Source organism: Microbacterium sp., assembly GCF_003248605.1.
In the GTDB taxonomy this organism is placed as follows: Bacteria; Actinomycetota; Actinomycetes; order Actinomycetales; family Microbacteriaceae; genus Microbacterium.
Genome location: NZ_QFPF01000025.1, coordinates 1 through 25,892, shown reverse-complemented (window position 1 = coordinate 25,892; position 25,892 = coordinate 1). Strand labels below are relative to the sequence as shown.

The window sequence follows — 25,892 nt, the reverse complement described above, 5'->3', positions numbered from 1 at the left end:
GCGTGCGGGCGATGACCGCCGCGGACTGGTCCTCCGTCGAGCGCATCTATCGGCAGGGCATCGACGAGGGGGAGGCCACTTTCGAGGTCGACACCCCATCGTGGGAGGTGTTCGAGGCCGCGCGTCCCTCAGCACTCCGATGGGTGGCGGTCGACGACGCCGAAACGGTGCGCGGATGGGCCGCGGCATCCCCCGTTTCGGCGCGGCCCGCGTACCGGGGCGTCGTCGAGCACTCGGTGTACGTCGACCGGGAGGTGCGGGGCGCGGGGGTGGGGCGGATGCTGCTGAATGCGCTCATCGCCGCGGCAGAGGCCGTGGATATCTGGACGATCCAGTCGAGCATCTTTCCCGAAAATGCGGCGAGCCTGCGTCTGCATGAGTCGGCGGGCTTCCGAGTCGTGGGACGCCGAGAGCGCATCGCCCGCTCGGGGCGCGGTGCCCACGCCGGACGGTGGCGCGACACGGTCCTGATCGAGCGGCGGAGTGCGGTGACGGGTTCCGACTGAGGCTACGGCGAATCGTCGACGGGAGTTCACCTCCCGTTCCGCGAGAGCAATAGACAGCCGTCTATGCTTCTGAGAAAGAGAAAGCGAGACAGCATGTCCGACAAGCCCACCGTCCTGTTCGTCTGCGTCCACAACGCCGGCCGCTCCCAGATGGCCGCGGGGTACCTGCGCGCGCTCGCGGGCGACGATGTCGAGGTCCTCTCGGCGGGTTCCGCGCCGAAAGACCAGATCAACCCCGTCGCGGTGGCCGCGATGGCGGAGGAGGGCATCGACATCACGGGCAACACGCCCAAAGTGCTGACGGTCGAGGCTGTCAAAGAGTCGGACGTCGTCATCACGATGGGCTGCGGCGACGCCTGCCCCATCTTCCCCGGCAAGCGCTACGAGGACTGGGAGCTCGACGACCCGGCGGGCCAGGGCATCGAGGCCGTCCGGCCGATCCGCGACGAGATCCGCGGCCGCATCGAGAGCCTGATCGGCGAGCTGCTTCCGGCACGGAGAGCCTCATGACCACCCGCAGGGGCCAGGATGGCCTGCTGTCGGCGGACTCCGTGCTGCAGCGCGCCTCCGAGCGCCTCGCGCAGCACTTCACGGGGATGGTGAACGAGGAGACGGTGGAGCGCATCGTCTTCGAGTCCTACGCCGCCCTCGCTCGAACGGCCTCCGTCTCGGTGCATCTGCCGTCGCTGGCCGAGAAGTTCGCCCGGGACCGCCTCACCGCCCTCGCGCAGTCGAAGGGGCTGATCGCGAAGCCAGTCCCCGAGATCCTCTACGTCTGCGTGCAGAACTCCGGACGCTCTCAGATGGCCGCCGCCCTCACCCGCCACCTCTCCGGCGGGCGGGTGCACGTGCGCTCCGCCGGGTCGCAGCCGGGCGAGCAGATCCTCCCCGAGGTCGCCGAGGTGCTGGCCGAGCTCGGCATCCCCGTCGACGAGGAATATCCCAAGCCCCTCACGGACGACGTCGTGCGGGCGGCGGATGCTGTCGTCACGATGGGTTGCGGCGACGCCTGCCCGATCTACCCCGGCAAGCGGTACCTCGACTGGCAGCTGCGGGATCCCGCCGACCTCGACCTCGACGGGGTGCGCGCGGTGCGCGAGGACATCCGCGCGCGCGTCGAGCAGTTGCTGGAGGAGCTCGTTCCGGCGGACGTCTCGTGACGGCGGTCGGCGCATAGACTTCGGTCTATGGGTTTCGGTGGTGGTTCGGAGGACTGGACGGTGCTCGGCGATCCCACCCGTGCCCGCATCGTCCGCCTGATCCGAGATGCGCCCGATGGTCGGGCGCTGGTGGGCCGTCTGGCGGACGCCCTGGGCCTTCGCCAGCCGACGGTCAGCCACCACATGAAGGAGCTCACGGCGCGGGGAATCGTCGAGCGCCGACCGGAGGGGCGGCGCGTCTGGTACTCGCTCGATCCTCGGCACATCGAGCGCATCGATGCCCTGCTCGGCACGGAGACGCCCGATGCGTCGACGGACCTCGATCTGACGCGCATCGTGGCCGGGCTCGTCGAGCGATACCGCGGAACGTTCAGCCGGCAGACGATCGAGCGCTACGTCGTCGAGAGTCATCGTCTGTTGACACGGAGCAACACCGACGCTCTGATCGGGTCGCGCACCGCGGCGTTCGCGACGGCGCGCCTGGATGCGAGGGCCCGCGCTGATGCGCCGGCCGGCTCGACACCTGCGGTGCTGTTCGTCTGTGTCGAGAACGCCGGGCGCTCGCAGCTGGCCGCCGGAATCCTCCGCCAACTCGCGGGGGAGCGGGTGGTCGTGCGCACCGCGGGCTCGGCGCCCGCGGGAGCGGTCCGCGCGACGATCGTCACGGCGCTCGACGAGATCGGGGTCTCGCTCGGGGGCGAGTTCCCCAAGCCGCTGACCGACGACGCGGTCAGGTCCGCGGACGTCGTGGTGACGATGGGCTGTGGAGACGCCTGCCCGGTCTACCCCGGCCCGAGATATCTCGACTGGGAACTCGAGGACCCGACGGGCAGATCGCTCGAAGACGTGCGCGGCATCCGGGACGACATCGAGGCGCGCGTGCGCGAGCTGCTCGCCGAGCTCCTCCCGTCGTGAGTCCGGTCTGCGCCCACCGGGTGTGCACAGCTGCGGACCTCGTGCCGGCCCCGTCGCGTGTCGCGGCGCGAGGTGCGGCGTGTCGCCCGTTCGGTCCGCAGTTGTGCACGCACACGCAACAACAGGTGGGTCGGGGATGGCGAGGGAAAGGGGCGGAGGATAGGGGATTCGAACCCCTGAGAGCTTTCACTCAACACGCTTTCCAAGCGTGCGCCATAGGCCACTAGGCGAATCCTCCCGCGCCCGCGGACGGGCACGTGACCCCGAAGGGCCGCCGACCATCCTATCGTGCCTGCCGGGCCCCGCCGACCGCCCGGTATCCGCGGCGCAGCAGCGAGCGGGGCACGACGGCGGCCGAGAGGCGGTCGCGCCGATCGGCGCGCGCCGCGAGCCCGGACTGCACGGCGCGCACCGCGTCGGCCAGGTCGGGGGCGTGATCGGCGGCGCCGGCATAGCTCGCGCGCTCGATCGCGCCGACCACGACGCCCATCTCCGCGGCGGGTGCACCGTGCTCGGCAACGAGGCGGCGTCCGAGCGCGCGCGGCGACTCGCCGTTCGGCGAGCTGATGCCGAGATCGGCGGCGGTGTCCACGATCTCCTGCCAGGCCGCGGCCGCGTCGCCCGCGTCCGCCTCGCGCAGCCGCGCACGGCGCCGGACGACACGCCACAGGCCGGGCAGCACGAGGGCGAGGGCGATGGCGATCGTGAGGAACACCGGACCGGTCGGGTCGATCGCGACGCGGGAATCGAGAGGCGCACCCGACTCGTCGAGCCCGTCGGTCATGCCGGGCGCCAGCGAGCTCGAGGGAGCGGGGGATGCTGCACCCCCGGCATCCGGGGTCAGTGAATCGGCCGAGCCCGACACCGCTCCCGAGGCGAACCCGGTCGGCACGCCCAGGCTGTTCGTGGGCTCGAAGGGAACCCAGCCGATCCCGGCGAAGTGCACCTCGGGCCACGCGTGCAGCTGGGAGCTGACGACGGTGTGCACGGTCTGACGGTCGATCTGCTCCTGTGTCGGGGCGCCGGGAAGATAGCCGACGACGATCCTCGAGGGCATGTCGAGCGTGCGCGCCATGATCGCGAACGCCGACGCGAAATGCACGCAGTATCCGCTGCGCTCCTCCAGGAACGCCTGGACGGCCTCGAGGCCGGAGCCGTCGAACCCATCGTTGACGGGGGCGACGAGCGAATACTCGAAGTCGGGGCTTCGGAACCACCGTTGCAGCGCGACGAGCGCGTCATAGTCGGTCGAGGTGCTCGCGGTGACCGCCAGCGCCGTCTCGCGGATCGCGCCGATCGCCTCATCCTCCCCCTCGGGCAGCTGCAGCGAGCGTGAACCAGCCGGCACGCTCGCGTCGGTCTCGCGGATCTGCTCGAGCGTCGGCCGCGGCACCTGGTAGCTGACGCTGTAGTCCTGACCCTGCGGCGAGGACTGGCGGGAGAGCACGGTGCGGTTCTGCTCGATCGTGGACCACTCGCCGTCGAGCCCGTCGATGCCGACGGCGGGGTAGGGGATCGGCAGCCACGGGCTCACGAAGTTGCGCACCTCGATCGTCGCCGTGTACTCGGACACCCGCACATCCGGATCCACGATGACGGGATCGAATCCGGCCTCGAGAGTCGCGGGGACGCCGCGGTCGGGTTCCCACTCGTCGCCGTCGTACTCCGAGAGCGTCACGGCGCGCAGGTAGGGCGGCGCGGGCGCGTCGCTGCGCAGGGTCAGCACCTCGACCTCCTGCGGGCGGCGCAGGTCCTGTCCGAGCTCGAGGCTCGGGTCGATCGTGTTGCCGCGCACCGCGATCACGGTCGAACCGGCCGACTGCGGAGCGGGCATCACGGGGGCGATCGCGACGGCCGCGACGATCGCGGCGGTGCCGACGGCCGCGGCGGTGCCGGCGGGCACCCGGGACGCCCCTCGGGCGCCCGACCCGCTGGAGCGGTCGCGCGTCGCAGTCTCGACGGCGAGCATCAGCAGGATCGCGGCCGCGAAGGCGATGAACCCCACCAGGTCGATGCCCGAGGGCACCGCGATGGAGGGGATGAGATAGACGGCGAGCAGCCCCACCGTCGCGAGAAGGGGCATCCGCGCCGTCACGACGACGTGGTCCATGGCGATCGCGAGGAGCCCCGCGGCGGCGACGATGAGGAAGGCCAGGGCGGGACCGGCATCCAGCGGCGCCGCGCCGTCGCGGATCTGCTGCAGCGCAGCATCCATCAGCAGCGGCACCTGGCGCAGGGTGTCGGGGGTGGGGATCACGCCCAGCAGAGCGGTGCCGCCGCCGAAGAGCACCGTCATCGCGACGAGCCACACGGCAGCTTCGACCACCGACACGATGATCGCGGGCCGGCGCAGCCATCGCACGACGTATCCCGCGGCGAGCACGGCGACGATCATCCCGAGCGCGGTGGCGAGCCAGGCGCCCCCCGAGATCACCCGCAGCAGCGGCATCAGCGCGGTCACGACCGCGAGCAGCACGGCGATCGCGAGCGTCGCCTGCGGCCGACGACGGATGCCGCCCTCAGGCGTGGACACGTCGACCCCCGTGCTCGGCGACTCCGACCCAGACGGACTGCAGATCGAGATCCGGCCCGATCGCCGCGGTATGCCACCCGGAGGCACCCGCCGTGGCGAAGGCGTCGGCGGACGCCGCGGTGCACAGCAGCGCGGGCAGCGCGGAATGGTGGGCGGCGGGGGCGAGGGCTGCGGCGTCGGCCGCGTCGAGCCGACCCGTGATCAGCAGCAGCGGCCCGACCTGGTCGCCCGCGAACAGGCGCGCCACGGCGGGCAGCGTGTCATCGCGCCGGGTCGTGATGGTGGCGAACCGCGTGAGCATGTGGTCGGTCTCATCCGCCGACTCGGTGCCGGGGATGGGGTCGCACAGCGCCTGGCCGTCGGAGTCGCGCACGTGCACGAGGTATCCGTCGCGGGCGAGCCGAAGCACGATCGACACGCACGCCGAGAGCGCGGCTTCGAATCCGGAGTCGGCGCCGGGGGAGTGGCGGGCGGAGGCGTCCCAGCGCACGGCGCTGCGATCGAGCATGACGGTGGCCGTGGGGGTCTGCTCCTGCTCCTCCTGCCGAACCATCAGAGTGTCGCGGTGCGCCGTCGCGCGCCAGTGGATCCGCCGCATCGAATCGCCCGGGGCGTAGGGGCGGGCGATGAGATTGTCGGCGCCCTGACCGAGCTCATCGCTCGCGGCGTGCAGGGTTCCGCCGGACTCGCCCGCGCTGATCGGCACATGATCCAGCGCCGTCGCGGCGGGCGGGACGATCACCCGGGTGTCGCCGGCGACGCGGTGCGTGCGCGCCGCGATGCCGAATGGGTCGCTCGTGCGCACGGAGAGCGGCCCGAGCGGCCACGTGCCGCGGCACAGAGCCGTCGCCGTGTACCTGACGGTCGCGGTGCGGGAGCCGGGCCCGGAAGAGGTGTCGAACGCGTCGATGTCGCCCCGCGCGGGACTGCGGAGGCCTCGCGGCAGCGCGTCGGACCAGCGCGCACCACCGGCCGGCAGCATCCCGCGCATCGTGATGCGAACGCGCACCTCGGTGCTTTCGCCGACCGGGACCATCTCCGGGTGCAGCGTGCGTTCGGCATCGTCGATGCGTCGGCCCAGGTGCAGCACCACGATGCTCGCCACGATGAGGGCGAGCAGCAGGCTGCCGACGTAGAGCAGCTCGACGGTGCCGAGCTCGCCCGCGAGCACGAAGCAGGCGAGCGCGAGGATCAGTGCGCCCGTGCCCCGCAGAGTGAGGGGCCACCACCGACTCATGCGCGGGCGGCGACGGGCACGCGCACGGTCGTCGCGATGCGATCGAGGATCGCCGTGATCGCGTCGGCGCCCCCGCGTGCGCGCGCCCCCGCGATGGTGCGGGAGGGGATCAGGCGGTGGGCGAAGACGGGGTGCAGGAGCGCGATGAGGTCGTCGGGGATGACGAAGGCGCGTCCGTCGAGGGCAGCCCAGACCTTCGCGGCCCGCACGAGCTGCAGGGTCGCTCGGGGGCTCGCGCCCAGGCGCAGATCCGGGTGGTTGCGGGTGACCTGTGCGAGCGCGACGGCGTACTCCTCGACGGCGGGGGAGACGTGCACGGCGCGCGCGAAGGCGATCATCTGCCGCACCTGGGCCGTGTCGACCACCGCGCGCATGCGGTCGAGGGGATTGATCGCGTCGCGCTGGCGCAGCATCCGCGCCTCGGAGGCCGCGTCGGGATACCCCATCGAGATGCGGATCATGAAGCGGTCGCGCTGCGCCTCGGGCAGGGCGTATGTGCCCTCCATCTCGAGCGGGTTCTGCGTCGCGACGACGAGGAAGGGCTCGGGCAGGGCGTGAGAGTGGCCGTCGACGGTGACCTGGCCCTCCTCCATCGCCTCGAGGAGGGCGGACTGCGTCTTGGGGGAGGAGCGGTTGATCTCGTCGGCGATGACGATGTGCGCGAAGATCGCGCCCGCCTTGAACTCGAACTCGCGCTGCACGGGGTTGAACACCGACACGCCGGTGACATCTCCGGGCAGCAGGTCGGGGGTGAACTGGATGCGCCGCACGCTCGCATCGACGCTCTGCGCGAGGGCCTTGGCGAGCATCGTCTTGCCGACGCCGGGCACATCCTCGATCAGCAGGTGCCCCTCGGCAAGCAGCGCGATCAGCGCTGTGCGCACGGCTTGCGGCTTGCCGTCGATCACCTCCGAGATCGACTCGAGAATGCCGGTGGAGAGCTCCGCGAAGCGGTCGGCATCGATCGGTGCTGCGGATTGCTGCATGGGACCCCCTCGAGCGGAACGGGCGAGGACTCGGGTCGTCGTCGGCACCGTTATCCGATCGTAACCTCTGCAGGGGCGCCCAGGGCTGGGAGATCTCTGACCCGAGTGCGGGTTAGACTGGGGGCAGCTCTCCGCGTGACGGCATCCAGGCCAACTCCCCCAGGACGGAAACGTAGCAAGGGTAACCAGGCTCTGCCGGGTGCGCGGAGAGTCTTTCTTTTTCCGCCGGGGCGTATCCATGTCGGTGCGCTCGCAGCAGTGCCGCGCGGCATCCCGCAACCTAGGCTGGTCGCGTGGCGCAGAGCATCTTCATCACGTCCGCCGAGGGGCACTCGGGCAAGTCCTCCATCGCGCTCGGGGTTCTCGACACCCTCAGCCACGCGATGCCCCGGGTGGGCGTCTTCCGGGCGATCGCCCGTTCGACCCTCGAGCGGGACTACGTCCTCGAGATGCTGCTCGATCATGACGGTGTCGACCTCGACTACGACGAGTGCCTCGGCGTCACCTACGACGACGTGCGCGCCGATCCGGATGCTGCGCTGTCGATGATCGTCGAGCGCTACAAGTCCGTCGAGGCGCAGTGCGATGCGGTCGTGATCCTCGGCAGCGACTACACCGACGTCGGGAGCCCCGCAGAGCTGGCGTACAACGCGCGGATCGCGGCGAACCTCGGGGCGCCTGTGCTGCTCGTGCTCGGTGGGCGCGCTGGGCAGGGCCAGACCGAGCAGCTCGGCTCCTCCATCGCCCGCACTCCGGATCAGATGGGCCAGATCGCCGACCTCGCCCTCGTGGAGCTCGCCCACGGACGTGCGGAGCTCTTCGCGGTCGTGGCGAACAGGGCCGACGCCGCCACACTGGAGGGCACCGTCGAGGCCCTGCGCCGATCGCTGACGGTGCACGGGCGGGGCTCGGTGCCGGTGTGGGCGATCCCCGAGGACCTCTTCCTCGTCGCACCCTCCATCCGCGGCATCATGCGCTCCGTCGAGGGGCATCTGCTCTCGGGTGACCCCGATCTGCTGACCCGCGAGGCGCTGGGGGTGGTCGTCGCCGGGATGTCGATGGTCAACGTGCTGCCCCGGCTGTTCGAGGGCGCCGTCGTCGTGATCCCCGCCGACCGGTCCGAGGTGCTGCTGGCGGCTCTGCTGGCGAACGCGTCGGGCACATTCCCCTCGATCTCGGGCATCGTGCTCAACGGCGGCTTCGAGCTGCCGGAGGCCATCACGCGTCTCATCGACGGGCTCGGGTCCACCCTGCCGATCATCACGACCGATCTCGGCACCTACGACACCGCCGTGCGCATCATGAACACGCGCGGACGCCTCGCGGCCGACTCGCAGCGCCGCTACGACACCGCCCTCGCACTGTTCGAGAAGCACGTCGACACACGCGAGCTGCTCGCCGCATTCGGTGTCGCCCGGGCGACGGTGGTCACTCCGCTCATGTTCGAGTATCAGCTCATCGAGCGCGCGCGATCCGAGCGCAAGCGGATCGTGCTGCCCGAGGGCGATGATGACCGAGTCCTGCGGGCCGCAGCGCGGGTGCTCGCGCGCGGCATCGCCGACCTGACGATCCTCGGCGAGGAGATCGAGGTGCGAAATCGCGCGATCGAGCTGGGCATCGACATCCGCGACGCGCAGGTGCTGAGTCCGTTCGACGCCGTCACCGTGCACCGCTTCGCGGAGGAGTATGCGCGGCTGCGCGCCCACAAGGGCGTCACACACGGGCAGGCGGCCGACACCGTGACCGATGTGTCGTACTTCGGCACGATGATGGTGCATCTGGGCCTTGCCGACGGCATGGTCTCGGGCGCGGCGCACACGACGGCGCACACGATCCGCCCCGCGTTCGAGATCATCAAGACGGCGCCCGGCGTCTCGGTCGTCTCCTCGGTCTTCCTGATGGCGCTCGCCGACCGCGTGCTGGTCTACGGCGACTGCGCCGTGATCCCCGATCCCACGAGCGAGCAGCTCGCCGACATCGCGATCTCGTCGGCGGCGACGGCGACGCAGTTCGGCATCGAGCCGCGGGTGGCGATGCTTTCGTACTCGACCGGGGAATCCGGGTCGGGAGCAGACGTCGAGAAGGTGCGCGCGGCGACCGCTCTCGTGCGCGAGCGCGCTCCCGAGCTGCTCGTCGAGGGGCCGATCCAATACGACGCCGCGGCCGACGTCGCCGTTGCGGCCGCGAAGATGCCGGGCTCTCAGGTTGCCGGACGCGCGACGGTCTTCGTCTTTCCCGACCTGAACACGGGGAACAACACCTACAAGGCGGTGCAGCGCTCGGCGGGCGCGGTGGCCATCGGGCCCGTGCTGCAGGGTCTGAACAAGCCGATCAACGATCTCTCTCGCGGCGCGCTCGTCGAAGACATCGTGAACACCATCGCGATCACCGCGATCCAGGCCCAGGGGGAGTGAGCATGAGTGCCATCCTCGTCGTCAACAGCGGCTCATCCTCGTTCAAGTACCAGCTGATCGACGCCGACACCGAAGCCGTGCTCGCCTCGGGTCTCGTCGAGCGCATCGGCGAGTCCGTAGGACATGCCGCGCACACGGTGACGGTGGCGGGAATGCGGACGGATGCGTCGGCCGCCCCGGAACCGACGGTGCTCGACGCGACATTCGAGCGCGACCTGCCGATCCCCGACCACGCGGCGGGGTTCGCGGTCATGCTCGAGGCGTTCGCGCAGGACGGCCCCTCGCTGGCGCAGAGCCCGCCGATCGCGGTCGGGCACCGCGTGGTCCACGGCGGCGCGCGCTTCTTCGAACCCACGCTGATCACGCCTCTCGTCGAGATCAACATCGACGAGCTCTCGGTGCTCGCCCCGCTGCACAACCCCGCCAATCTGCAGGGGATCCGTGCGGCGAAGGCGGCGTTCCCCGACATCCCGCACGTCGCGGTGTTCGACACCGCCTTCCACCAGAGCCTCGCCCCGGCCGCCTACACGTACGCGATCGACCGCGAGCTCGCGAGCGCGCACCGCGTGCGCCGGTACGGGTTCCACGGCACCTCCCACAAGTTCGTCAGCGAGGCGGCCGCCGCCTTCCTCGAGCGACCTGTCGATGCGCTCCGTCAGATCGTGTTCCACCTCGGCAACGGCGCCTCGGTCACGGCGATCGAGGGTGGACGCTCGGTCGAGACCTCGATGGGCCTGACCCCGCTCGAGGGCCTCGTCATGGGCACGCGCTCGGGCGACCTCGATCCGGCGGTGCTGATCCACCTCGCCCGCCGCGCAGACCTGTCGGTCTCCGACCTCGACACCATGCTGAACAAGCGCAGCGGGCTGCTGGGCCTCTCGGGCCGGGGCGACATGCGCGACGTCGTCGCGGGCGTCGAGGCGGGGGACCCCGATGCCACGCTCGCCTTCGAGGTCTACGTCCACCGCCTCCGCGCCTACGCCGGGGCCTACATCGCCCAGCTCGGCGGTGTCGATGTCATCTCCTTCACGGCGGGCGTCGGCGAGAACGCACCGCTCGTGCGAGAGCAGGCGATGGCCACGCTGGCCTTCGCGGGGGTCGAGATCGACCCGGTGAGAAACGCCGTCCGCAGCAGGGAGCCACGGCGGATCTCGACCGATTCCTCCGCCGTCGCGGTGCTCGTCGTGCCCACCAATGAGGAGCTCGAGATCGCTCGCCAGACCCTCGCCGCGACACGCGACTGAGCTCTCCGATCCTGCCGGTACCGGCGTCGCGCTCCGCGGGGCTACGCTGGCACCACGGCACGATGGGGAGCCGCTGATTCGACCCGCGGTGCGCCGCCCGCCTGGAGGTTCTGTGACCGCCGACGCCCTGCCCGACCTCTCCGCCTTCGACGCTGTGCTCTTCGACCTCGACGGGGTGCTCACCCCGACCGCCGAGGTGCACGAGTACGCCTGGAAGACGATGTTCGACCAGCTGTTCGCCGACTGGGACATCACTCCCGCCTACACCGAGCGCGACTACTTCGAGTACCTCGACGGCAAGAAGCGCTACGACGGCGTGGCCAGCCTCCTGCGCAGCCGCGACATCGAGATCGAGTGGGGGGCGCCGTCGGATCCGACGTCGGCCGACACCGTCTGCGGCATCGGCAATCGCAAGAACGAGGTGTTCGCGCGCGTGCTGCGCAGCGAGGGCATCGCGGCCTTTCCCGGGTCGTTGCGACTGCTCGACGTGCTCGCCGCCGCCGGCACGCCGATCGCGGTCGTCTCGAGCTCGAAGAACGCCGAAGAGGTGCTCGCCGCCGCGGGCATCCGCGACCGGTTCCCCGTCGTGATGGACGGCGTCATCGCCGAACGCGACCACCTCGCCTCCAAGCCCGCGCCCGATGTCTTCGTCGAAGCGGCGCGGATGCTGGGGGTCGATCCCGCCCGCTGCGCGGCGGTCGAAGACGCCGTCTCCGGAGTCGCCTCCGCCGCCGCCGGCGGCTTCGCACTCGTCGTCGGCGTCGATCGCGGCGCCGGCGCCGAGGCGCTGACCGCCGCCGGCGCGCACATCGTCGTCTCCGATCTCGACGAGTTCGTGCGCTGACCGGTCGCGACGACAGCATCCTCTCGCCCTTCTGATCCCCCCGCACAAGGAGCATCCGCCGTAATGATCGATCGCGACCGCTTCCCCGTCGACCCCTGGCGACTTGTCGAGACGGCCTACTCCGAGGAGGACACGGGCGTCACCGAGACCCTCTTCGCGGTGGGCAACGGCTACCTGGGCCTGCGCGGAAACCATCCCGAAGGCCGCCGGGCCCACGAGCACGGCACGTTCATCAATGGCCTGCACGAGACGTGGCCCATCCGGCACGCGGAGCAGGCCTACGGCTTCGCCGAGGTCGGCCAGACCATCGTCAACGCCCCCGACGCCAAGGTGATGCGCGTCTACATCGACGACGAGCCGCTCTCGCTCGACATCGCGGACGTGCGCGCGTACCGGCGCGAGCTCGACATGAAGGAAGGGGTGCTGCGCCGCAACGTGCTGTGGTGCACACCGGCGGGCAAGCAGGTCCAGATCGACTTCGACCGCCTGGTGTCGTTCGAGGAGAAGCACCTCGCGGTCATGCGGGTCACGGTCACGGTGCTCAACGCCGACGCGGCCGTGACCGTCTCGTGCCAGCTGATCAACCGCCAGGACGGCGAGGACGTCTACGGCGGCACACCGAAAGCGCCGAAGAAAGCCGGGTTCGACCCGCGCAAGGCCGAGCGCATCGCCGAGCGCGTGCTGCTGCCGCAGGAGTACTGGCAGGACGGCAACCGATCGACCCTGAGCTACCGGGTCAACGCCTCGGGCATGACGGTGGCGGTGGCGGCCGACCATTTCATCGACACCGAGAACGAGTTCGAGGCGCGCACGCTGATCGAGCCCGACATCGCCAAGAACGTCTTCCGCGTCAGCGCCAAGGCCGGTGTGCCGACGACGGTGACGAAGATCGTCACCTACCACTCCTCCCGCGGTGTGCCCGCGCGGGAGCTGGTCGACCGGTGCCGCCGTTCGCTGGATCGCGCCGCGGGCGAGGGGATCGAGCACATCTACGAGCGCCAGCGGCACTGGATGGCGGCGTTCTGGGAGCGCTCCGACGTGCGCATCGGAGGCCACGAGGACCTGCAGCAGGCGACACGCTGGTGTCTGTTCCAGCTCGCGCAGGCCGCGGGCCGCGCCGACGGTCAGGGTGTGCCGGCCAAGGGCGTCTCCGGGTCGGGCTACAGCGGCCACTATTTCTGGGACACCGAGATCTACGTCCTGCCCTTCCTGACCTACACCTCGCCGCTGTGGGCCCGCAACGCCCTGCGCATGCGCACGCTGATGCTCCCCGCCGCGCGCAAGCGCGCGTTCCAGCTCAACGAGGCGGGCGCACTGTTCCCCTGGCGCACGATCAACGGCGAAGAGGCCTCGGCCTACTACGCCGCCGGCACCGCGCAGTACCACATCAACGCCGACGTCACGTACGCGCTCGCGAAGTACGTGCGCGCGACGGATGACGTCGAGTTCCTCTACCGCGACGGGGTGGACATCGCGGTCGAGACCGCGAGGCTGTGGGTCACGCTCGGCTTCTGGCGCGAGGGCGGCGACGAGCCCACCTTCCACATCCACGGCGTCACGGGGCCCGACGAGTACACCACGGTGGTCAACGACAACCTGTTCACCAACGTGATGGCGCGCTTCAATCTGCGCTTCGCCGCCCGCACCGTCCGCGAGATGGAGCAGGACGACCCCGAGGCGTACCGGCTCATGGCCGACCGGCTGCGGCTGGATCCGAGCGAGGCCGAAGGCTGGGATCTGGCGGCCGAGGCGATGCACATCCCCTTCAGCGAGGCCCTCGGCATCCACCCGCAGGACTCGCTCTTCCTCGAACGCGAGGTGTGGGACCTCGAGCACACGCCGGCCGACAAGCGGCCGCTGCTGCTGCACTTCCACCCCCTCGTGATCTACCGGTTCCAGGTGCTCAAGCAGGCCGACGTCGTGCTCGCGCTCTTCCTGCAGGGCAATCACTTCACGGCCGAGGAGAAGCTCGCCGACTTCCAGTACTACGACCCGCTCACGACGGGCGACTCGACGCTGTCGGCGGTCGTGCAGTCGATCCTCGCGGCCGAGGTGGGGTATCAGGACCTCGCGCTGGAGTACTTCCTCGAGTCGATCTTCGTCGACCTCGGCGACCTGCATCACAACGCCGCCGACGGTGTGCACGTCGCGTCCGCAGGCGGCGTGTGGACCGCTCTCGTCTGCGGATTCGGCGGCATGCGCGACCACTACGGCGACCTCTCGTTCGACCCGCGCCTGCCCGCCTCGTGGCCGGAGCTGTCGTTCACGCTGCGCTGGCAGAGCACCCCGCTGCACGTCACGATCACCCGAGACGCGCTCCGGGCGAGCGTCGACGAGGGTGGGGATGCTGTCGCCTTCCGCGTGCGCGGGCAGTCGTACACCGCGACGCCCGGCGCGGAGGTCGTCGTCCCGCTGGCCGACCAGGGTCCGGTGCGACGCGGCAAGCCCTCCCTCGAGCAGTTCGAGGACGTCCGTCGCGAGGACGGCACCCTGCTCTCGGCATCCGTCCCCACGGTGACGACCACGATCCCCGTCATCACGGGATCGGTCGCTGTGGTCTCGGGATCACTGCCGGCATCCCCGGACGACGGCTTCGGCGCGGACACCTGATCACGCCGGAACGGATGTCGGACCCACGCCGTAGGCTGGGGGCGTGACCGCCGCCCTCTACCGCCGCTACCGTCCCGAGACGTTCGCGCAGATGATCGGGCAGTCGCAGGTCACCGATCCGCTGATGACCGCGCTGCGCAACGATCGGGTGGGTCACGCGTACCTCTTCTCGGGGCCGCGCGGTTGCGGCAAGACGACGTCGGCGCGCATCCTCGCCCGCTGTCTCAACTGCGCCGAGGGTCCCACCGACACCCCGTGCGGCACCTGCGCCAGCTGCGTCGAGCTCTCTCGCGCGGGCGGGGGCTCGCTCGATGTCGTCGAGATCGATGCGGCCTCGCACAACGGCGTCGACGACGCGCGCGACCTGCGCGAGCGGGCGATCTTCGCCCCGGCCCGTGACCGGTACAAGATCTTCATCCTCGACGAGGCGCACATGGTCACGCAGCAGGGCTTCAACGCGCTGCTCAAGCTCGTCGAAGAGCCGCCCGACCACGTCAAGTTCATCTTCGCCACGACCGAGCCCGAGAAGGTGCTCGGCACCATCCGCTCCCGCACGCACCATTACCCCTTCCGGCTGGTGCCACCCGGGCCCATGCTCGAGTACGTGCAGCAGTTGTGCACCGAAGAGGGCGTTTCGGTCGAGCCGGGCGTGCTGCCCCTCGTCGTGCGCGCCGGCGGCGGATCCCCCCGTGACACCCTCTCGCTGCTCGATCAGCTGATCGCCGGCTCCGATACCGCGGCCGATTCGCCGACGGTGCTGGTGCGGTACGAGCGTGCCGTCTCGCTCCTCGGCTACACGCACACCGAGCTGCTCGACGAGGTCGTCGACGCACTCTCCGGTGCCGACGCGGCGGCGGCGTTCCAGGCTGTCGACCGCGTGGTGCAGACCGGGCAAGATCCGCGCCGTTTCGTCGACGACCTGCTCGAGCGGCTGCGCGACCTGATCGTCGTCGAGGCCACAGGGCAGGGCGCCGCGGCGGTGCTGCGCGGCATCGGCGCCGACGAACTCGCGCGCATGTCGCGGCAGGCGTCGATCTTCGGAGCCGACCGCCTCTCGCGCGTCGCCGACCTCGTCAGCCGCACGCTCGACGACATGACCGGGGCGACATCCCCGCGCCTGCAGCTCGAGCTCATGATCGCGCGCGTGCTCGCGGCGGCTCCCGCCGGCGCACAGGCCGCGGCCGAGCGCATCGGCCCGTCCGACGAGGCCCCTGCTCCGGCTGCGGCGCCTCGTGCCGCGGGGGTCACGCCCGCTCCCGCGGCACCGGCGGCCGCTGCGCCCGTGGCCGCTCCGCCTGTGGCCGCTCCGGCTGAGGCCGCTCCGGCTGTGGGGGCGACGCCGCAGCCGACTCCGAACGTGCGAGAGGCGGCCGCTCCGGCCGTGCCGCCCGTTCCCGCGGCACCCGCCGCGCCTGCGGCCGCGCCGCCGCCGCCGGCGGCCTCGCCTGCGTCCTCGCCCGCCCGCGCCGCCCGTCCGGTCCCCGAGGGGCCCCTCACCCTCGCCCATGTTCGCGACGCATGGCCCGAGGTCCTCTCGAATCTCGAAGGCCTGAGCCGCTCCTCGTGGTTGGTGGCGAGCAATGCGCGCGTGCAGGCCTACACCGGCGACGTCCTCACGCTCACCTTCCAGAGCCAGAGCGATGTCGCCAAGTTCAAGCAGCGCACGGCGGGCGCCGGCGCCAGTGAAGACCTGCGCACCGCCATCGACCATGTCCTCGCCGTGCGCGTCAAATTCATTGCGCGTCTGGACGCCGACGGACAGGCGCCGCCCCCCCCGCCGGTCGACGAACCCGAGCCCGAGCCCGGACCGCCCGAGAGCGGCGCGTGGGCGAGCCCGCCCTCTTCGGACGGCGGCGTCGCGCGCACCGCGACGCCCGGCCGCGGGCCGGCCGCGGGTCATGCCCCGGCACCCGCGGCACGGGCGGCAGGTGCCATCGAGCCCGCCCCGGTGACGGAGTGGGCCGTCGCCCCTATTCCGACCTCTCCCGCCGATGAGGCGCCCGCGTCGCCTGCGGGTTCGTCGGCGTACGCCTCGTCCGCGCCCAGAGGTACGGTCATCGCGCCTGTGCGCTCCGTGCCCGCGCAGTTCGCCGTCGACGTCGAGCCCGAAGAGGCCGCAGCATCCCCCCTCGCGCCCGAGGCCGCCGCCCCGCACGAGGGCGACGTGATCGCCGACTCCGTACCGCCGGTCGATACCGATGACGAGGCAGACGAGGCCGACATCGACGTGCGAGGTCCGGCGGCCCCGGTGCGCGTGCCCCCTGCCCGCTTCGCACCCTCGCCCGTCGGCGTCGAGCGCTATGGCGAGGCCGTCGTGCGACAGGTTCTCGGCGCGCACTTCGTGCGCGAGGAGCGATTCGAGCCCCCGACGAGGTTCACCTGATGTACGACGGCATCGTCCAAGACCTGATCGACGAATTCGGGCGTCTGCCCGGCATCGGTCCCAAGTCTGCGCAGCGCATCACCTTCCATATCCTGCAGACACCGTCCTTCGACGTGGCACGTCTCGCGACCCTGCTCGCCGAGGTACGCGAGAAGGTGCGGTTCTGCGAGATCTGCGGCAACGTCGCCGAGCAGGAGCGGTGCAGCATCTGCCGCGATCCGCGTCGGCATCCCGAGGTCATCTGCGTCGTCGAGGACGCGAAGGACGTCGCGGCCATCGAGCGCACCCGCGAGTTCCGCGGCCTGTACCACGTGCTGGGCGGCGCGATCAGCCCGATCGACGGCGTGGGCCCCGACGATCTGCGCGTGACCGAACTCATGACGCGTCTCGCCGACGGCACGGTGCACGAGGTCATCCTCGCCACCAACCCCAACCTCGAGGGGGAGGCGACCGCCACCTACCTCAGCCGGCTGCTGCTCGCGCTCGAGGTCCGCGTCTCGCGGCTCGCATCGGGCCTCCCCGTCGGCGGCGACCTCGAGTATGCCGATGAGGTCACCCTGGGGCGCGCGTTCGAGGGTCGCCGCACTCTGTAGCGGCGGCGCGAGGACGCGCCTTTTGCGCCCTTGCGCACCTGCGCCCCCCTGTGCCCTGTGGGCAGGGCAGAGCGCTGCGCCGCACGTGTCCGACGCAGGAGATGAGCCGAGAACAGGAGATTTCGGCTCGGTTGCTCCTGTTTTCGCCGCATCTCCTGTTCTCGCACCTGGCGGACAGCCCCGCCCGCGGCGGTCAGCGCAGCACCTCGACCAGAACGACCCACGCCACGATGATCGCGGCCACGATCGCGATGAGCGCCCCCGCGGCGGTGACGGCGAGAGCCCCCGGAGCGCCGCCGATCGCCATCGACCCGCCGACGAGGTAGGCGAGGATCGGCAGGAACCCCAGGAGCGACTTGGCCAGCCGCGCGCGGGCCGCGGGCTCGGGATCGGTGAAGATCGCCACGCTCGCGTTCACCTGGAACACCCCCGCGAACAGGGCCGCAGCGATCAACACCACGCCGTAGGCCGCCGGGTGGATGCCGGGCACCAATGCCGTGCCCGACGCGACGATCGCGAGCACGAGCGCGGCGATGCCCGCGGCAAGTCGCGCCGTCAGCGCGCGGGAGGCGATGATCTCGCGGATGTTGACGCTCATCGCCACGATCACGAGGCCGGCGAGGGCGGCCGTCGCGCCGAGCATCGCCACATTGAATTCCGACCACAGCGCCAGATCGTCCGTCATGCCCGAACTGTAGCGCCTGGTCTCGCCGCGTCGCGGGCTCCGCGTCCGTCGCGAGCTCAGCGCCGCACGCGGGCGCGGGAGCGGATCACCCCGCCGAGGGTCGCGCGCACCGGCTGTCCGAGATAGATGCCGAGCGAGGCGCCGACGGCGAGACTCACGCCGATGACGGCCGCGCTTGCGAGGGTGCCGAAGCCCGGGCCGAGCAGGTCGGGCGACTCGCTCGCGTCGACGATCGTGAGAAGCCCGCGGAACACCGCGGCTCCCGGCACCATCGGCAGGATGGCCGCCGTCGTGATCGCGACGGACGGCACGTGCAGGCGGTGCGCGGCGACGATGCCGAGGAAGCTGCCGGCGAAGGCCCCGATGCCGCTCGCGGCGGCCGCATCGAGTCCCGTTGCCGAGGCGGCGAGAAAGCCGAGCCAGGCGACGAGGCTCAGCACAGCGCTGGTTGCGACGATGCGAAGCCCCGCACCGTTGTAGAGCGCGACGGCGATCGCGATGAGCACCGCCCCGGTCAGCTGCAGGGGCACGGTCCCGAGCGGCAGCGCCTCGCTCGGGGCGGCCATGCCGATCCCCGCGACGAGGGCCACCTGCAGGGCCGCGAGGATGCCGAGCACGACACCCAGGGTCTGCATGGTCAGCTCGAGGATACGGCCCAGGGCGGTGAGGGCGAACCCGTCGATCGCGTCCTGCGCGGCGCCGACCACCGTGAGGCCGGCGAGCATCAGCACGATGCCCGACGCGACGATGACCGAGGGGCGGACAGCATCCGCCGCCACCAGTCCGGTGAGAGCGAGCAGCGGCGCCGCGGCGGCGACCATGGTCAGTACGAAGGCGCCCGCGATCTGGCTGAAGAAGAAGGGCACCCGCGCGCGGGCGAGGGCGAACTGGGTGAGGGCTGCCAGAGCCGCCGCGACGCCGGCGATCGCGACGACGGCGGGCGTCGCGCCGAACATGACGGCGACACCCACGGCCAGCAGCGCCTGCGCCGCGATGACGGCGACCGGCGGATAGCGGAACGCCGCGCGCCGGATCGCCCGGTAGCGTTCGCGGGCCGTGTCGATGTCCAGTCCCTGCCGGATGTCGACCACGAGCGCCTGCAGGTGGCGCAGCTTGTCGTGGTCGGGAGCGCTCTGACGCACGACTCGCATGAGCGTGATGGGCCGCGTCGCCCCGCTGCGGTGGTGAGCCGCCGTGATCGAGTTGTACGTCACGTCGATGTGCACGGGGGACAGGCCGTACGCACCGGCCACGCGCACGATCGTGAGGGTGACTTCGCTCGCCGGGGCACCGGTTGTCAGCATCGTCTCGCCGATGCGGACCGCGAGGTCGATGATGCGCACCGCCATCGCGTCGTCGATGACCGGCAGTGCTTCGGTGAGGGCGGCGGAGGGATCCTCGGTGCGGACGAGGTGGCGGAGCGGGGACAGCAGGGTGCGGCTGCGGCGAGGCGACATGAGGGCAGTTCTCTGGAGCGGGGTGGGGCCGAACAACCCTACGTCGCGCACCTGACCGAACACATGGACGGGCGGGCATGCGCGCATCCGTAGAATGGCACGGGCGGCACACGCACCGATCGGCCGCCCACAACCGGGAGAATCCATCGTGGCGTTGGTCGTGCAGAAATACGGCGGCTCATCGGTCGCCGACGCCGAGAGCATCAAGCGTGTCGCCAAGCGCATCGTCGATTCGCGCCGTGCGGGCAACGACGTCGTCGTCGCCGTCAGCGCGATGGGCGACACGACCGACGAGCTGCTCGATCTGGCGAACCAGGTCGCGCCGATCCCCGCCCCGCGCGAGCTCGACATGCTGCTCTCCAGCGGCGAGCGCATCTCGATGGCGCTCTTGGCCATGGCAATCCACTCCATGGGCTTCGAGGCGCGCTCTTTCACCGGCAGCCAGGCCGGAATGATCACGGATGCCACGCACGGCGCCGCCCGCATCGTCGATGTCACCCCGATCCGGCTGCGCGAGGCGCTCGATGAGGGCGCGATCGTCATCGTCGCCGGCTTCCAGGGCTTCAACCGCGACACCCGAGACATCACGACGCTGGGGCGCGGGGGATCCGACACGACCGCCGTCGCGCTCGCCGCCGCGCTCGAGGCCGATGTGTGCGAGATCTACAGCGACGTCGACGGCATCTTCACCGCAGATCCGCGCATCGTGCCCAAGGCGCGCAAGCTCGACGTCGTCTCGAGCGAGGAGATGCTCGAGCTCGCCGCCAACGGGGCGAAGGTGCTCTACATCCGCGCGGTCGAGTACGCCCGACGCCACGGCGTGCTCATCCACGCGCGGTCGACCTTCAGCTCGAGCGAGGGCACGCTCGTGCTCGACGAGACGCGCCGCGCGGCGCACGGAAAGCAGGGAGAGGGCATGGAAGAGCCGATCGTCGCGGGTGTCGCGACCGACCTCGGGCAGGCCAAGGTCACCGTCATCGGCGTGCCCGATGTGCCCGGCAAGGCCGCCGAGATCTTCAAGATCGTCGCGCGCTCCGGTGCGAACGTCGACATGATCGTGCAGAACGTCTCCGCCGCGGCCACGGGACGCACCGACATCTCGTTCACGCTCCCCAAGGGCGACGCGGCCACGGCCCTCAAGGCGCTCGCCGCCGAGCAGGCATCGGTGGGCTTCGAGAGCCTCGTGCACGACGACCAGATCGGCAAGCTCTCGGTGGTCGGCGCCGGCATGCGCACCCACTCGGGTGTGTCGGCGACGCTGTTCGAGGCGCTCAGCATCGCGGGTGTCAACATCGAGATGATCTCGACGTCCGAGATCCGCATCTCCGTCGTCGTCCGAGCCGACGATCTCGCCGAGGCCGCGCGCGTCGTCCACACCGCCTACGGGCTCGACGGCGACACCGACGCCACCGTGCACGCCGGCACCGGCCGCTGAGCCGCGCGGGCGCGGTCTTTCGCGCTCGGTATGATCGTCGGCATCCCCCCGAACCGAGGAAGCACCGCCATGACCCGTATCGCAGACTCCGGAATCTCCGTCGCCATCGTGGGTGCCACCGGCCAGGTGGGCACCGTGATGCGTGAGATCCTGATCGAGCGCTCCTTTCCGATCCGCGAGCTGCGTCTGTTCGCCACCGCGCGCTCGGCCGGCACGGTGGTCGACTTCGGCGGTCACGAGATCGAGATCGAGGATGTCGCGACGGCCGACCCGGCCGGCATCGACGTGGCGCTGTTCTCGGCGGGCGCGACCGGCAGCCGCGCGCACGCACCCCGCTTCGCCGAAGCCGGTGCGACGGTGATCGACAATTCCAGCGCGTGGCGCATGGATGCCGAGGTGCCCCTCGTCGTCAGCGAGGTCAACCCCCACGCCATCGAGCGGGCCGTCAAGGGCATCATCGCCAACCCCAACTGCACGACCATGGCGGCGATGCCCGTGCTCAAGCCCCTCGACGCCGAGGCGGGCCTCGAGCGCCTGATCGTCAGCACATATCAGGCCGTCAGCGGCTCGGGCCTTGCGGGCGCCAACGAGCTGCTCGGTCAGGTCGAGGGTGTGCTCGCCCAGGGCGACACACTGCGTCTGGTCCACGATGGCTCCGCCGTCGACTTCCCCGTGCCGGAGAAGTACGTCGCCCCGATCGCCTTCGACGTCATCCCCTTCGCCGGAAACCTCGTCGACGACGGCGACAACGAGACCGACGAAGAGAAGAAGCTGCGCAACGAGAGCCGCAAGATCCTCGAGCTGCCCGATCTACGCGTCGCGGGCACCTGCGTGCGCGTGCCCGTGTTCACGGGGCACTCGCTCTCGATCCACGCCGAGTTCTCCCGTGCGATCACCCCCGACCGGGCGCGCGAGATCCTCGCGGATGCTGCCGGGGTGACACTGCAGGAGGTTCCCACTCCGCTCGAGGCCGCGGGCAAGGACCCGAGCTTCGTCGGCCGCATCCGCGCCGACCAGTCCGCCCCCGAGGGGCGCGGCCTGGTGTTCTTCATCAGCAACGACAACCTGCGCAAGGGTGCGGCGCTGAATGCCGTGCAGATCGCCGAACTCGTCGCGGCGAAGCTCGCCGCGACCGCGGCGGCCTGAGTCCGGCCCGCCCGCTCCGCTCCCGGCGCGCGGTCGGGGCCGGTCGCGCGCCGAACTAGGATGGTCGGGTGACCGAAACCGTCGACGTCGTACTCATCGGTGGCGGCATCATGAGCGCCACCCTGGGTACCTTTCTCGCAGAGCTGCAGCCCGACTGGAAGATCACCGTCTTCGAGCGCCTTCACGATGTCGCGCTCGAAAGCTCCAATGCCTGGAACAACGCGGGCACGGGCCACGCGGCGCTGTGCGAGCTGAACTACATGCCCGCCGGCCCCGACGGGTCCGTCGATCCGGCGAAGGCGGTGGCGATCAACGAGCAGTTCCAGCAGAGCCGGCAGTTCTGGTCCTCGCTCGTCGAGCGCGGGGTGCTCGATGCCCCCTCCACCTTCATCAATGCCACGCCGCACATGACCTTCGTGCGGGGCGAGAAGGATGTCGCATACCTCAAGAAGCGCTACGAGAGCCTTCGCGAGCAGCCCCTGTTCGCCGGCATCGAGTACAGCGAGGATTCGCGGGTGATCCACCAGTGGGCGCCTCTGCTGATGAAGAAGCGGCGCAAGAGCGACGAGCCGTTCGCGGCGACGCGGGTGCCGGCCGGCACCGACGTCGATTTCGGGGCCCTCACCCGTCAGCTCTTCGACGATCTCCGCGAACGGGGAGCGGATGTGCGCACCAACCGCGAGGTGCGAAAGCTCAAGCGGCAGCCGGATGGCACATGGCTCGTGACCTACCGCGACTCCATCGGCCGCACGCCGGGACAGATCAAGGCGCGCTTCGTCTTCGTGGGGGCGGGCGGCTGGGCGCTCAAGCTCCTGCAGCGCTCGCGCATCCCCGAGATCTCGGGCTACGGAGTGTTCCCGATCGGCGGCCAGTGGCTGAAGACATCCAACCCCGCGCTCGTCGCTCAGCACCGCGCCAAGGTGTACTCCCAGGCATCCGTCGGGGCGCCGCCGATGTCTGTGCCCCACCTCGACACCCGCGTCGTGGACGGCGAGACCTCGCTGCTGTTCGGCCCGTTCGCGACCTTCAGCCCGAAGTTCCTCAAGAACGGCTCGATGCTCGACATCGTGACCCAGGTGCGCCCCGGCAACATCCTGCCGATGCTCAAGGTCGCCATCGACAATCCGTCGCTGATCACCTACCTCGTCGGTGAGCTGATGAAGTCGCACAAAGACAAGGTCGAGAGCCTGCGTGCCTTCATGCCCACCGCGCAGGACGAGGACTGGGAGCTGCTGGATGCGGGCCAACGCGCACAGGTGATGAAGAAGGACCCCAAGAAGGGCGGCGTCCTCCAGTTCGGCACCGAGGTGGTCGCCGCCGAGGACGGCTCGATCGCGGGGCTGCTCGGCGCATCGCCGGGGGCCTCGACGGCCGTGTCGATCATGCTGGGCCTGCTCCAGACCTGCTTCCCCGACCGCATCGAGCAGTGGCAGCCGCGCCTGAAGGAGCTCATCCCGAGCTACGGCACGACTCTGAATCCGGATGCCGCGGCCGCTCGGGCGTCGATGACCGAGACCGCGAAGGCACTCTCGATCAGCGCCTGAGCCGCGTCGGTGACAGAGGTCGCCTGCTCGTAGACTCGGGCGGTGGCCAAACTGTACTTCCGCTACGGTGCGATGAACTCGGGCAAGTCGACCGCCCTCCTGCAGGCCGCGTTCAACTACGAGGAGCGCGGACAGCGGGTGCTGCTGGCGAAGCCCGCGATCGACACGAAGGGCGCCGATCAGGTCGAGTCGCGGCTCGGCGTCTCACGCCGTGTCGACTTCCTCATCGGTCCGGACGACGACGCTCGCGCGCTGTTCGAGCGGCATCGCGAGCGGGTGAGGCACGCGGCCGACGATGAGCTCCTGCCGGAGGGGAGGGTGTCGGATGTCGCGTGTCTCCTGGTCGACGAGGCGCAGTTCCTCCTCCCTCGCCACGTCGATGATCTCTTCCGGATCGCGATCGAAGAGGACATCCCGGTCCTGGCCTACGGCATCCGCACCGACTTCCTGACAGCGGCCTTCCCGGGCTCGCGCCGGCTCCTCGAGATCGCGCACGCCCTCGAAGAGCTCAAGACGATCTGCCGCTGCGGCCGCAAGGCCGTCTTCAACGGTCGCGTGGTGGCGGGGCGGTTCGTCTTCGACGGCGACCAGGTCGCGATCGACGCGGCGACCGCAGCGCTGCGCGACGAGCACTTCGTCACCTACGAATCCCTCTGCGGCGCCTGCTACCTCGAGGAATCCGGGGGCCGGCTGGGGGTCGCCGGCGCGTGAGGGGCGCGGACGGGCTGAGTAGGCTGGAGGGCATGCGTGTACTCCTTGCCGGCGGTGCCGGATACATCGGCGCCCACACCGCGGTCGCCCTTCTCGATGCCGGCCACGAGGTCGTCCTGCTCGATGATCTCTCGGGCACGCACGCGGCGGCCGCCGAGCGCGTGGAGCGGATCACGGGCCGGCCGGCACCTCTCGTGGTGGGCGATGCGAGCGACGATGCCGTGGTCGAGGATGTCTTCGATCAGCACGGGCCTTTCGAAGCGGTCATCCACTTCGCCGCCTTCAAGGCGGTGGGGGAGTCGACGCAGAAGCCCCTCGACTACTACGCGAACAATCTGGGCACCACGTTCGCATTGCTGCGGGTGGGACTTGCCCACGGCATCCGCTCGTTCGTGTTCTCGAGCACCGGCACGGTGTACTCCGACCCGGCCGATCTGCCCTTCACCGAGACGTCGACGACGAGCGTCGATCTATCCAATCCCTACTCGAAATCCAAGCGCATGAACGAGGTCGTACTCGAGGACGTCGCCCGGGTCAACCCCGATCTCAACGTCACGGTGCTGCGGTATTTCAATCCGGTCGGCGCGCACTCGAGTGGCCTGATCGGCGAGGATCCCGCCGGCATCCCGAACAACCTGATGCCGTTCGTCTCGCGCGTCGCCATCGGCGCGCTCGATCGCATCGGCGTCTTCGGCGACGACTACGACACCCCCGACGGCACGGGCCTGCGCGACTACATCCACGTCGTGGACCTGGCCGAGGGGCACGTCGCCGCGCTGGAGAAGGCCAGCCCGGGCCACGTCGTGTACAACCTGGGCACGGGGGTGCCGGTGAGCGTGCGCGAGCTGATCACTGCGTTCGAGAAGGCCGTCGGGCGCGAGCTGCCGCAGCAGACACTCCCGCGCCGCCCCGGCGACGTCGCGGCGACCTACTGCGATCCCGCCAAGGCGGCGGTCGATCTCGGCTGGAGGACCCGGCTGGGCATCGACGACGCGTGCCGCGACTATTGGCACTGGCAGCAGCAGAATCCCGCGGGCTACGCGGGAGCCTGATCTGCCTGTTGCGTGGTCAGACCACACGCGCTAGCGTGGCCTGACCACACAAGCAGCGGAGCAGCATGCAGAACAGGACGCCGGAGTCACCCAAGGCCTGGGAGGTCGTGCTCGAGCACATCGAGCGCGGCCTGATCGATGGACGATTCGCTCCCGGTGACCGTCTGCCCGCCGAGCGGGAGCTCGCCGCCAGCCTCGGCGTGGGCCGATCGAGTGTGCGCGAGGCCTTGCGCGTCCTCGAGGTACTGGGGCTCGTGCGCACCGGAACGGGGTCGGGTCCCGCGGCCGGGGCGATCATCATCGCGACCCCGCAGGGTGGCATGGCGGCCCTCCTGCGGCTGCAGGTCGCTGCGCAGGGCTTTCCGCTGCACGACATCGTCGAGACGCGACTGCTGCTCGAGACCGCCGTCGTCGAATCCCTCGCCGCCGATCCCGAT

At 70.6% G+C, this 25,892-nt stretch carries 21 protein-coding genes, 1 tRNA gene and 1 other RNA gene; 17 read left to right on the top strand and 6 right to left on the bottom strand.

From position 1 onward, the window contains the following. The first annotated feature begins 2 nt into the window (after nucleotides 1–2). From DI573_RS05640 to DI573_RS05625, 4 genes are all read left to right on the top strand, one after another. A complete protein-coding gene (locus tag DI573_RS05640) occupies nucleotides 3–506 on the top strand; it encodes a GNAT family N-acetyltransferase (protein WP_292811567.1) in 504 nt (167 codons plus the stop codon). A 93-nt stretch (nucleotides 507–599) separates the two neighbouring features. Continuing rightward, a complete protein-coding gene (locus DI573_RS05635) occupies nucleotides 600–1,016 on the top strand; it encodes an arsenate reductase ArsC (protein WP_292811565.1) in 417 nt (138 codons plus the stop codon). Next, nucleotides 1,013–1,666 carry an arsenate reductase ArsC gene (locus DI573_RS05630; protein ID WP_292811563.1) on the top strand — a complete coding sequence of 218 codons (654 nt, stop codon included), beginning with the start codon at nucleotides 1,013–1,015 and terminating at the stop codon, nucleotides 1,664–1,666. The genes DI573_RS05635 and DI573_RS05630 overlap by 4 nt, the downstream gene beginning before the upstream one ends. A gap of 27 nt (nucleotides 1,667–1,693) precedes the next feature. Next, nucleotides 1,694–2,581, top strand: a complete 888-nt coding sequence (locus DI573_RS05625) for a metalloregulator ArsR/SmtB family transcription factor (protein WP_292811561.1) — start codon at nucleotides 1,694–1,696, stop codon at nucleotides 2,579–2,581. A gap of 153 nt (nucleotides 2,582–2,734) precedes the next feature. Here DI573_RS05625 and DI573_RS05620 read toward each other — a convergent pair. The 4 genes from DI573_RS05620 to DI573_RS05605 all read right to left on the bottom strand — a co-directional run bounded on the left by DI573_RS05620 (nucleotide 2,735) and on the right by DI573_RS05605 (nucleotide 7,337). Then, nucleotides 2,735–2,819 (bottom strand) — tRNA-Ser (locus DI573_RS05620). A 45-nt stretch (nucleotides 2,820–2,864) separates the two neighbouring features. Further along, complete coding sequence (locus tag DI573_RS05615; RefSeq protein ID WP_292811559.1) at nucleotides 2,865–5,114, bottom strand: DUF3488 and transglutaminase-like domain-containing protein; 2,250 nt, start codon at nucleotides 5,112–5,114, stop codon at nucleotides 2,865–2,867. Next, nucleotides 5,101–6,351 (bottom strand): DUF58 domain-containing protein, encoded by a 1,251-nt coding sequence (locus DI573_RS05610; RefSeq protein WP_292811557.1) that lies wholly within the window; start codon nucleotides 6,349–6,351, stop codon nucleotides 5,101–5,103. The genes DI573_RS05615 and DI573_RS05610 overlap by 14 nt, the downstream gene beginning before the upstream one ends. Then, entirely contained in the window at nucleotides 6,348–7,337 is a 990-nt protein-coding gene (locus DI573_RS05605; protein ID WP_292811555.1) for a MoxR family ATPase, read from the bottom strand. Before DI573_RS05605 ends, DI573_RS05610 begins: the two co-directional genes overlap by 4 nt. 122 nt (nucleotides 7,338–7,459) lie before the next feature. Between DI573_RS05605 and ffs the strand changes: the two genes are divergently transcribed. From ffs to recR, 7 genes are all read left to right on the top strand, one after another. Further along, nucleotides 7,460–7,556: signal recognition particle sRNA small type (ffs, locus tag DI573_RS05600), an RNA gene on the top strand. Between the two features lie 74 nt (nucleotides 7,557–7,630). Continuing rightward, nucleotides 7,631–9,751: a phosphate acetyltransferase gene (gene pta / locus DI573_RS05595; RefSeq protein ID WP_292811553.1), complete on the top strand. Its 2,121-nt coding sequence runs from the start codon at nucleotides 7,631–7,633 to the stop codon at nucleotides 9,749–9,751. Between the two features lie 2 nt (nucleotides 9,752–9,753). Beyond that, nucleotides 9,754–10,995 carry an acetate kinase gene (locus tag DI573_RS05590; RefSeq protein WP_292811550.1) on the top strand — a complete coding sequence of 414 codons (1,242 nt, stop codon included), beginning with the start codon at nucleotides 9,754–9,756 and terminating at the stop codon, nucleotides 10,993–10,995. A 112-nt stretch (nucleotides 10,996–11,107) separates the two neighbouring features. Further along, nucleotides 11,108–11,839, top strand: a complete 732-nt coding sequence (locus DI573_RS05585) for a beta-phosphoglucomutase family hydrolase (protein ID WP_292811548.1) — start codon at nucleotides 11,108–11,110, stop codon at nucleotides 11,837–11,839. 63 nt (nucleotides 11,840–11,902) lie between these two features. Next, nucleotides 11,903–14,449, top strand: coding sequence for a glycosyl hydrolase family 65 protein (locus DI573_RS05580; RefSeq protein WP_292811546.1), 2,547 nt, complete (start codon nucleotides 11,903–11,905; stop codon nucleotides 14,447–14,449). 43 nt (nucleotides 14,450–14,492) lie between these two features. Further along, nucleotides 14,493–16,832 (top strand): DNA polymerase III subunit gamma and tau, encoded by a 2,340-nt coding sequence (locus tag DI573_RS05575; RefSeq protein WP_292811544.1) that lies wholly within the window; start codon nucleotides 14,493–14,495, stop codon nucleotides 16,830–16,832. Next, nucleotides 16,832–17,425: a recombination mediator RecR gene (gene recR, locus DI573_RS05570; protein WP_292811542.1), complete on the top strand. Its 594-nt coding sequence runs from the start codon at nucleotides 16,832–16,834 to the stop codon at nucleotides 17,423–17,425. Before DI573_RS05575 ends, recR begins: the two co-directional genes overlap by 1 nt. Nucleotides 17,426–17,618: 193 nt before the next feature. Here recR and DI573_RS05565 read toward each other — a convergent pair whose 3' ends face one another. After that, nucleotides 17,619–18,110, bottom strand: a complete 492-nt coding sequence (locus DI573_RS05565) for a hypothetical protein (RefSeq protein WP_292811539.1) — start codon at nucleotides 18,108–18,110, stop codon at nucleotides 17,619–17,621. 56 nt (nucleotides 18,111–18,166) lie between these two features. Continuing rightward, nucleotides 18,167–19,567, bottom strand: a complete 1,401-nt coding sequence (locus tag DI573_RS05560; RefSeq protein WP_292811537.1) for a threonine/serine exporter family protein — start codon at nucleotides 19,565–19,567, stop codon at nucleotides 18,167–18,169. A gap of 148 nt (nucleotides 19,568–19,715) precedes the next feature. On the opposite strand from DI573_RS05560, the gene DI573_RS05555 reads away from it, so the two are divergent. The 6 genes from DI573_RS05555 to DI573_RS05530 all read left to right on the top strand — a co-directional run. Next, on the top strand, nucleotides 19,716–21,002 hold the full coding sequence (locus tag DI573_RS05555; RefSeq protein ID WP_292811535.1) for an aspartate kinase: 1,287 nt from the start codon (nucleotides 19,716–19,718) through the stop codon (nucleotides 21,000–21,002). A gap of 69 nt (nucleotides 21,003–21,071) precedes the next feature. Then, nucleotides 21,072–22,148 carry an aspartate-semialdehyde dehydrogenase gene (locus DI573_RS05550; protein WP_292811533.1) on the top strand — a complete coding sequence of 359 codons (1,077 nt, stop codon included), beginning with the start codon at nucleotides 21,072–21,074 and terminating at the stop codon, nucleotides 22,146–22,148. Between the two features lie 68 nt (nucleotides 22,149–22,216). Then, nucleotides 22,217–23,692 (top strand): malate:quinone oxidoreductase, encoded by a 1,476-nt coding sequence (locus DI573_RS05545; RefSeq protein WP_292811529.1) that lies wholly within the window; start codon nucleotides 22,217–22,219, stop codon nucleotides 23,690–23,692. 42 nt (nucleotides 23,693–23,734) lie between these two features. Beyond that, complete coding sequence (locus DI573_RS05540) at nucleotides 23,735–24,403, top strand: thymidine kinase (protein ID WP_292811527.1); 669 nt, start codon at nucleotides 23,735–23,737, stop codon at nucleotides 24,401–24,403. A 32-nt stretch (nucleotides 24,404–24,435) separates the two neighbouring features. Then, nucleotides 24,436–25,455 (top strand): UDP-glucose 4-epimerase GalE, encoded by a 1,020-nt coding sequence (gene galE / locus DI573_RS05535; protein ID WP_292811525.1) that lies wholly within the window; start codon nucleotides 24,436–24,438, stop codon nucleotides 25,453–25,455. Nucleotides 25,456–25,520: 65 nt separating this feature from the next. Next, the coding region (locus DI573_RS05530; RefSeq protein WP_292811523.1) for a GntR family transcriptional regulator at nucleotides 25,521–25,892 on the top strand (372 nt) is incomplete at its 3' end.

Coding starts and splice junctions, on each gene's coding strand:
- DI573_RS05580 (WP_292811546.1), top strand. CDS start 11,903: ATGATCGATCGCGACCGCTTCCCCGTCGACCCCTGGCGACTTGTCGAG.
- DI573_RS05605 (WP_292811555.1), bottom strand. CDS start 7,337: ATGCAGCAATCCGCAGCACCGATCGATGCCGACCGCTTCGCGGAGCTC.
- DI573_RS05550 (WP_292811533.1), top strand. CDS start 21,072: ATGACCCGTATCGCAGACTCCGGAATCTCCGTCGCCATCGTGGGTGCC.
- DI573_RS05590 (WP_292811550.1), top strand. CDS start 9,754: ATGAGTGCCATCCTCGTCGTCAACAGCGGCTCATCCTCGTTCAAGTAC.
- DI573_RS05625 (WP_292811561.1), top strand. CDS start 1,694: ATGGGTTTCGGTGGTGGTTCGGAGGACTGGACGGTGCTCGGCGATCCC.
- DI573_RS05635 (WP_292811565.1), top strand. CDS start 600: ATGTCCGACAAGCCCACCGTCCTGTTCGTCTGCGTCCACAACGCCGGC.
- galE (WP_292811525.1), top strand. CDS start 24,436: ATGCGTGTACTCCTTGCCGGCGGTGCCGGATACATCGGCGCCCACACC.
- DI573_RS05565 (WP_292811539.1), bottom strand. CDS start 18,110: ATGACGGACGATCTGGCGCTGTGGTCGGAATTCAATGTGGCGATGCTC.
- DI573_RS05610 (WP_292811557.1), bottom strand. CDS start 6,351: ATGAGTCGGTGGTGGCCCCTCACTCTGCGGGGCACGGGCGCACTGATC.
- recR (WP_292811542.1), top strand. CDS start 16,832: ATGTACGACGGCATCGTCCAAGACCTGATCGACGAATTCGGGCGTCTG.
- DI573_RS05630 (WP_292811563.1), top strand. CDS start 1,013: ATGACCACCCGCAGGGGCCAGGATGGCCTGCTGTCGGCGGACTCCGTG.
- DI573_RS05560 (WP_292811537.1), bottom strand. CDS start 19,567: ATGTCGCCTCGCCGCAGCCGCACCCTGCTGTCCCCGCTCCGCCACCTC.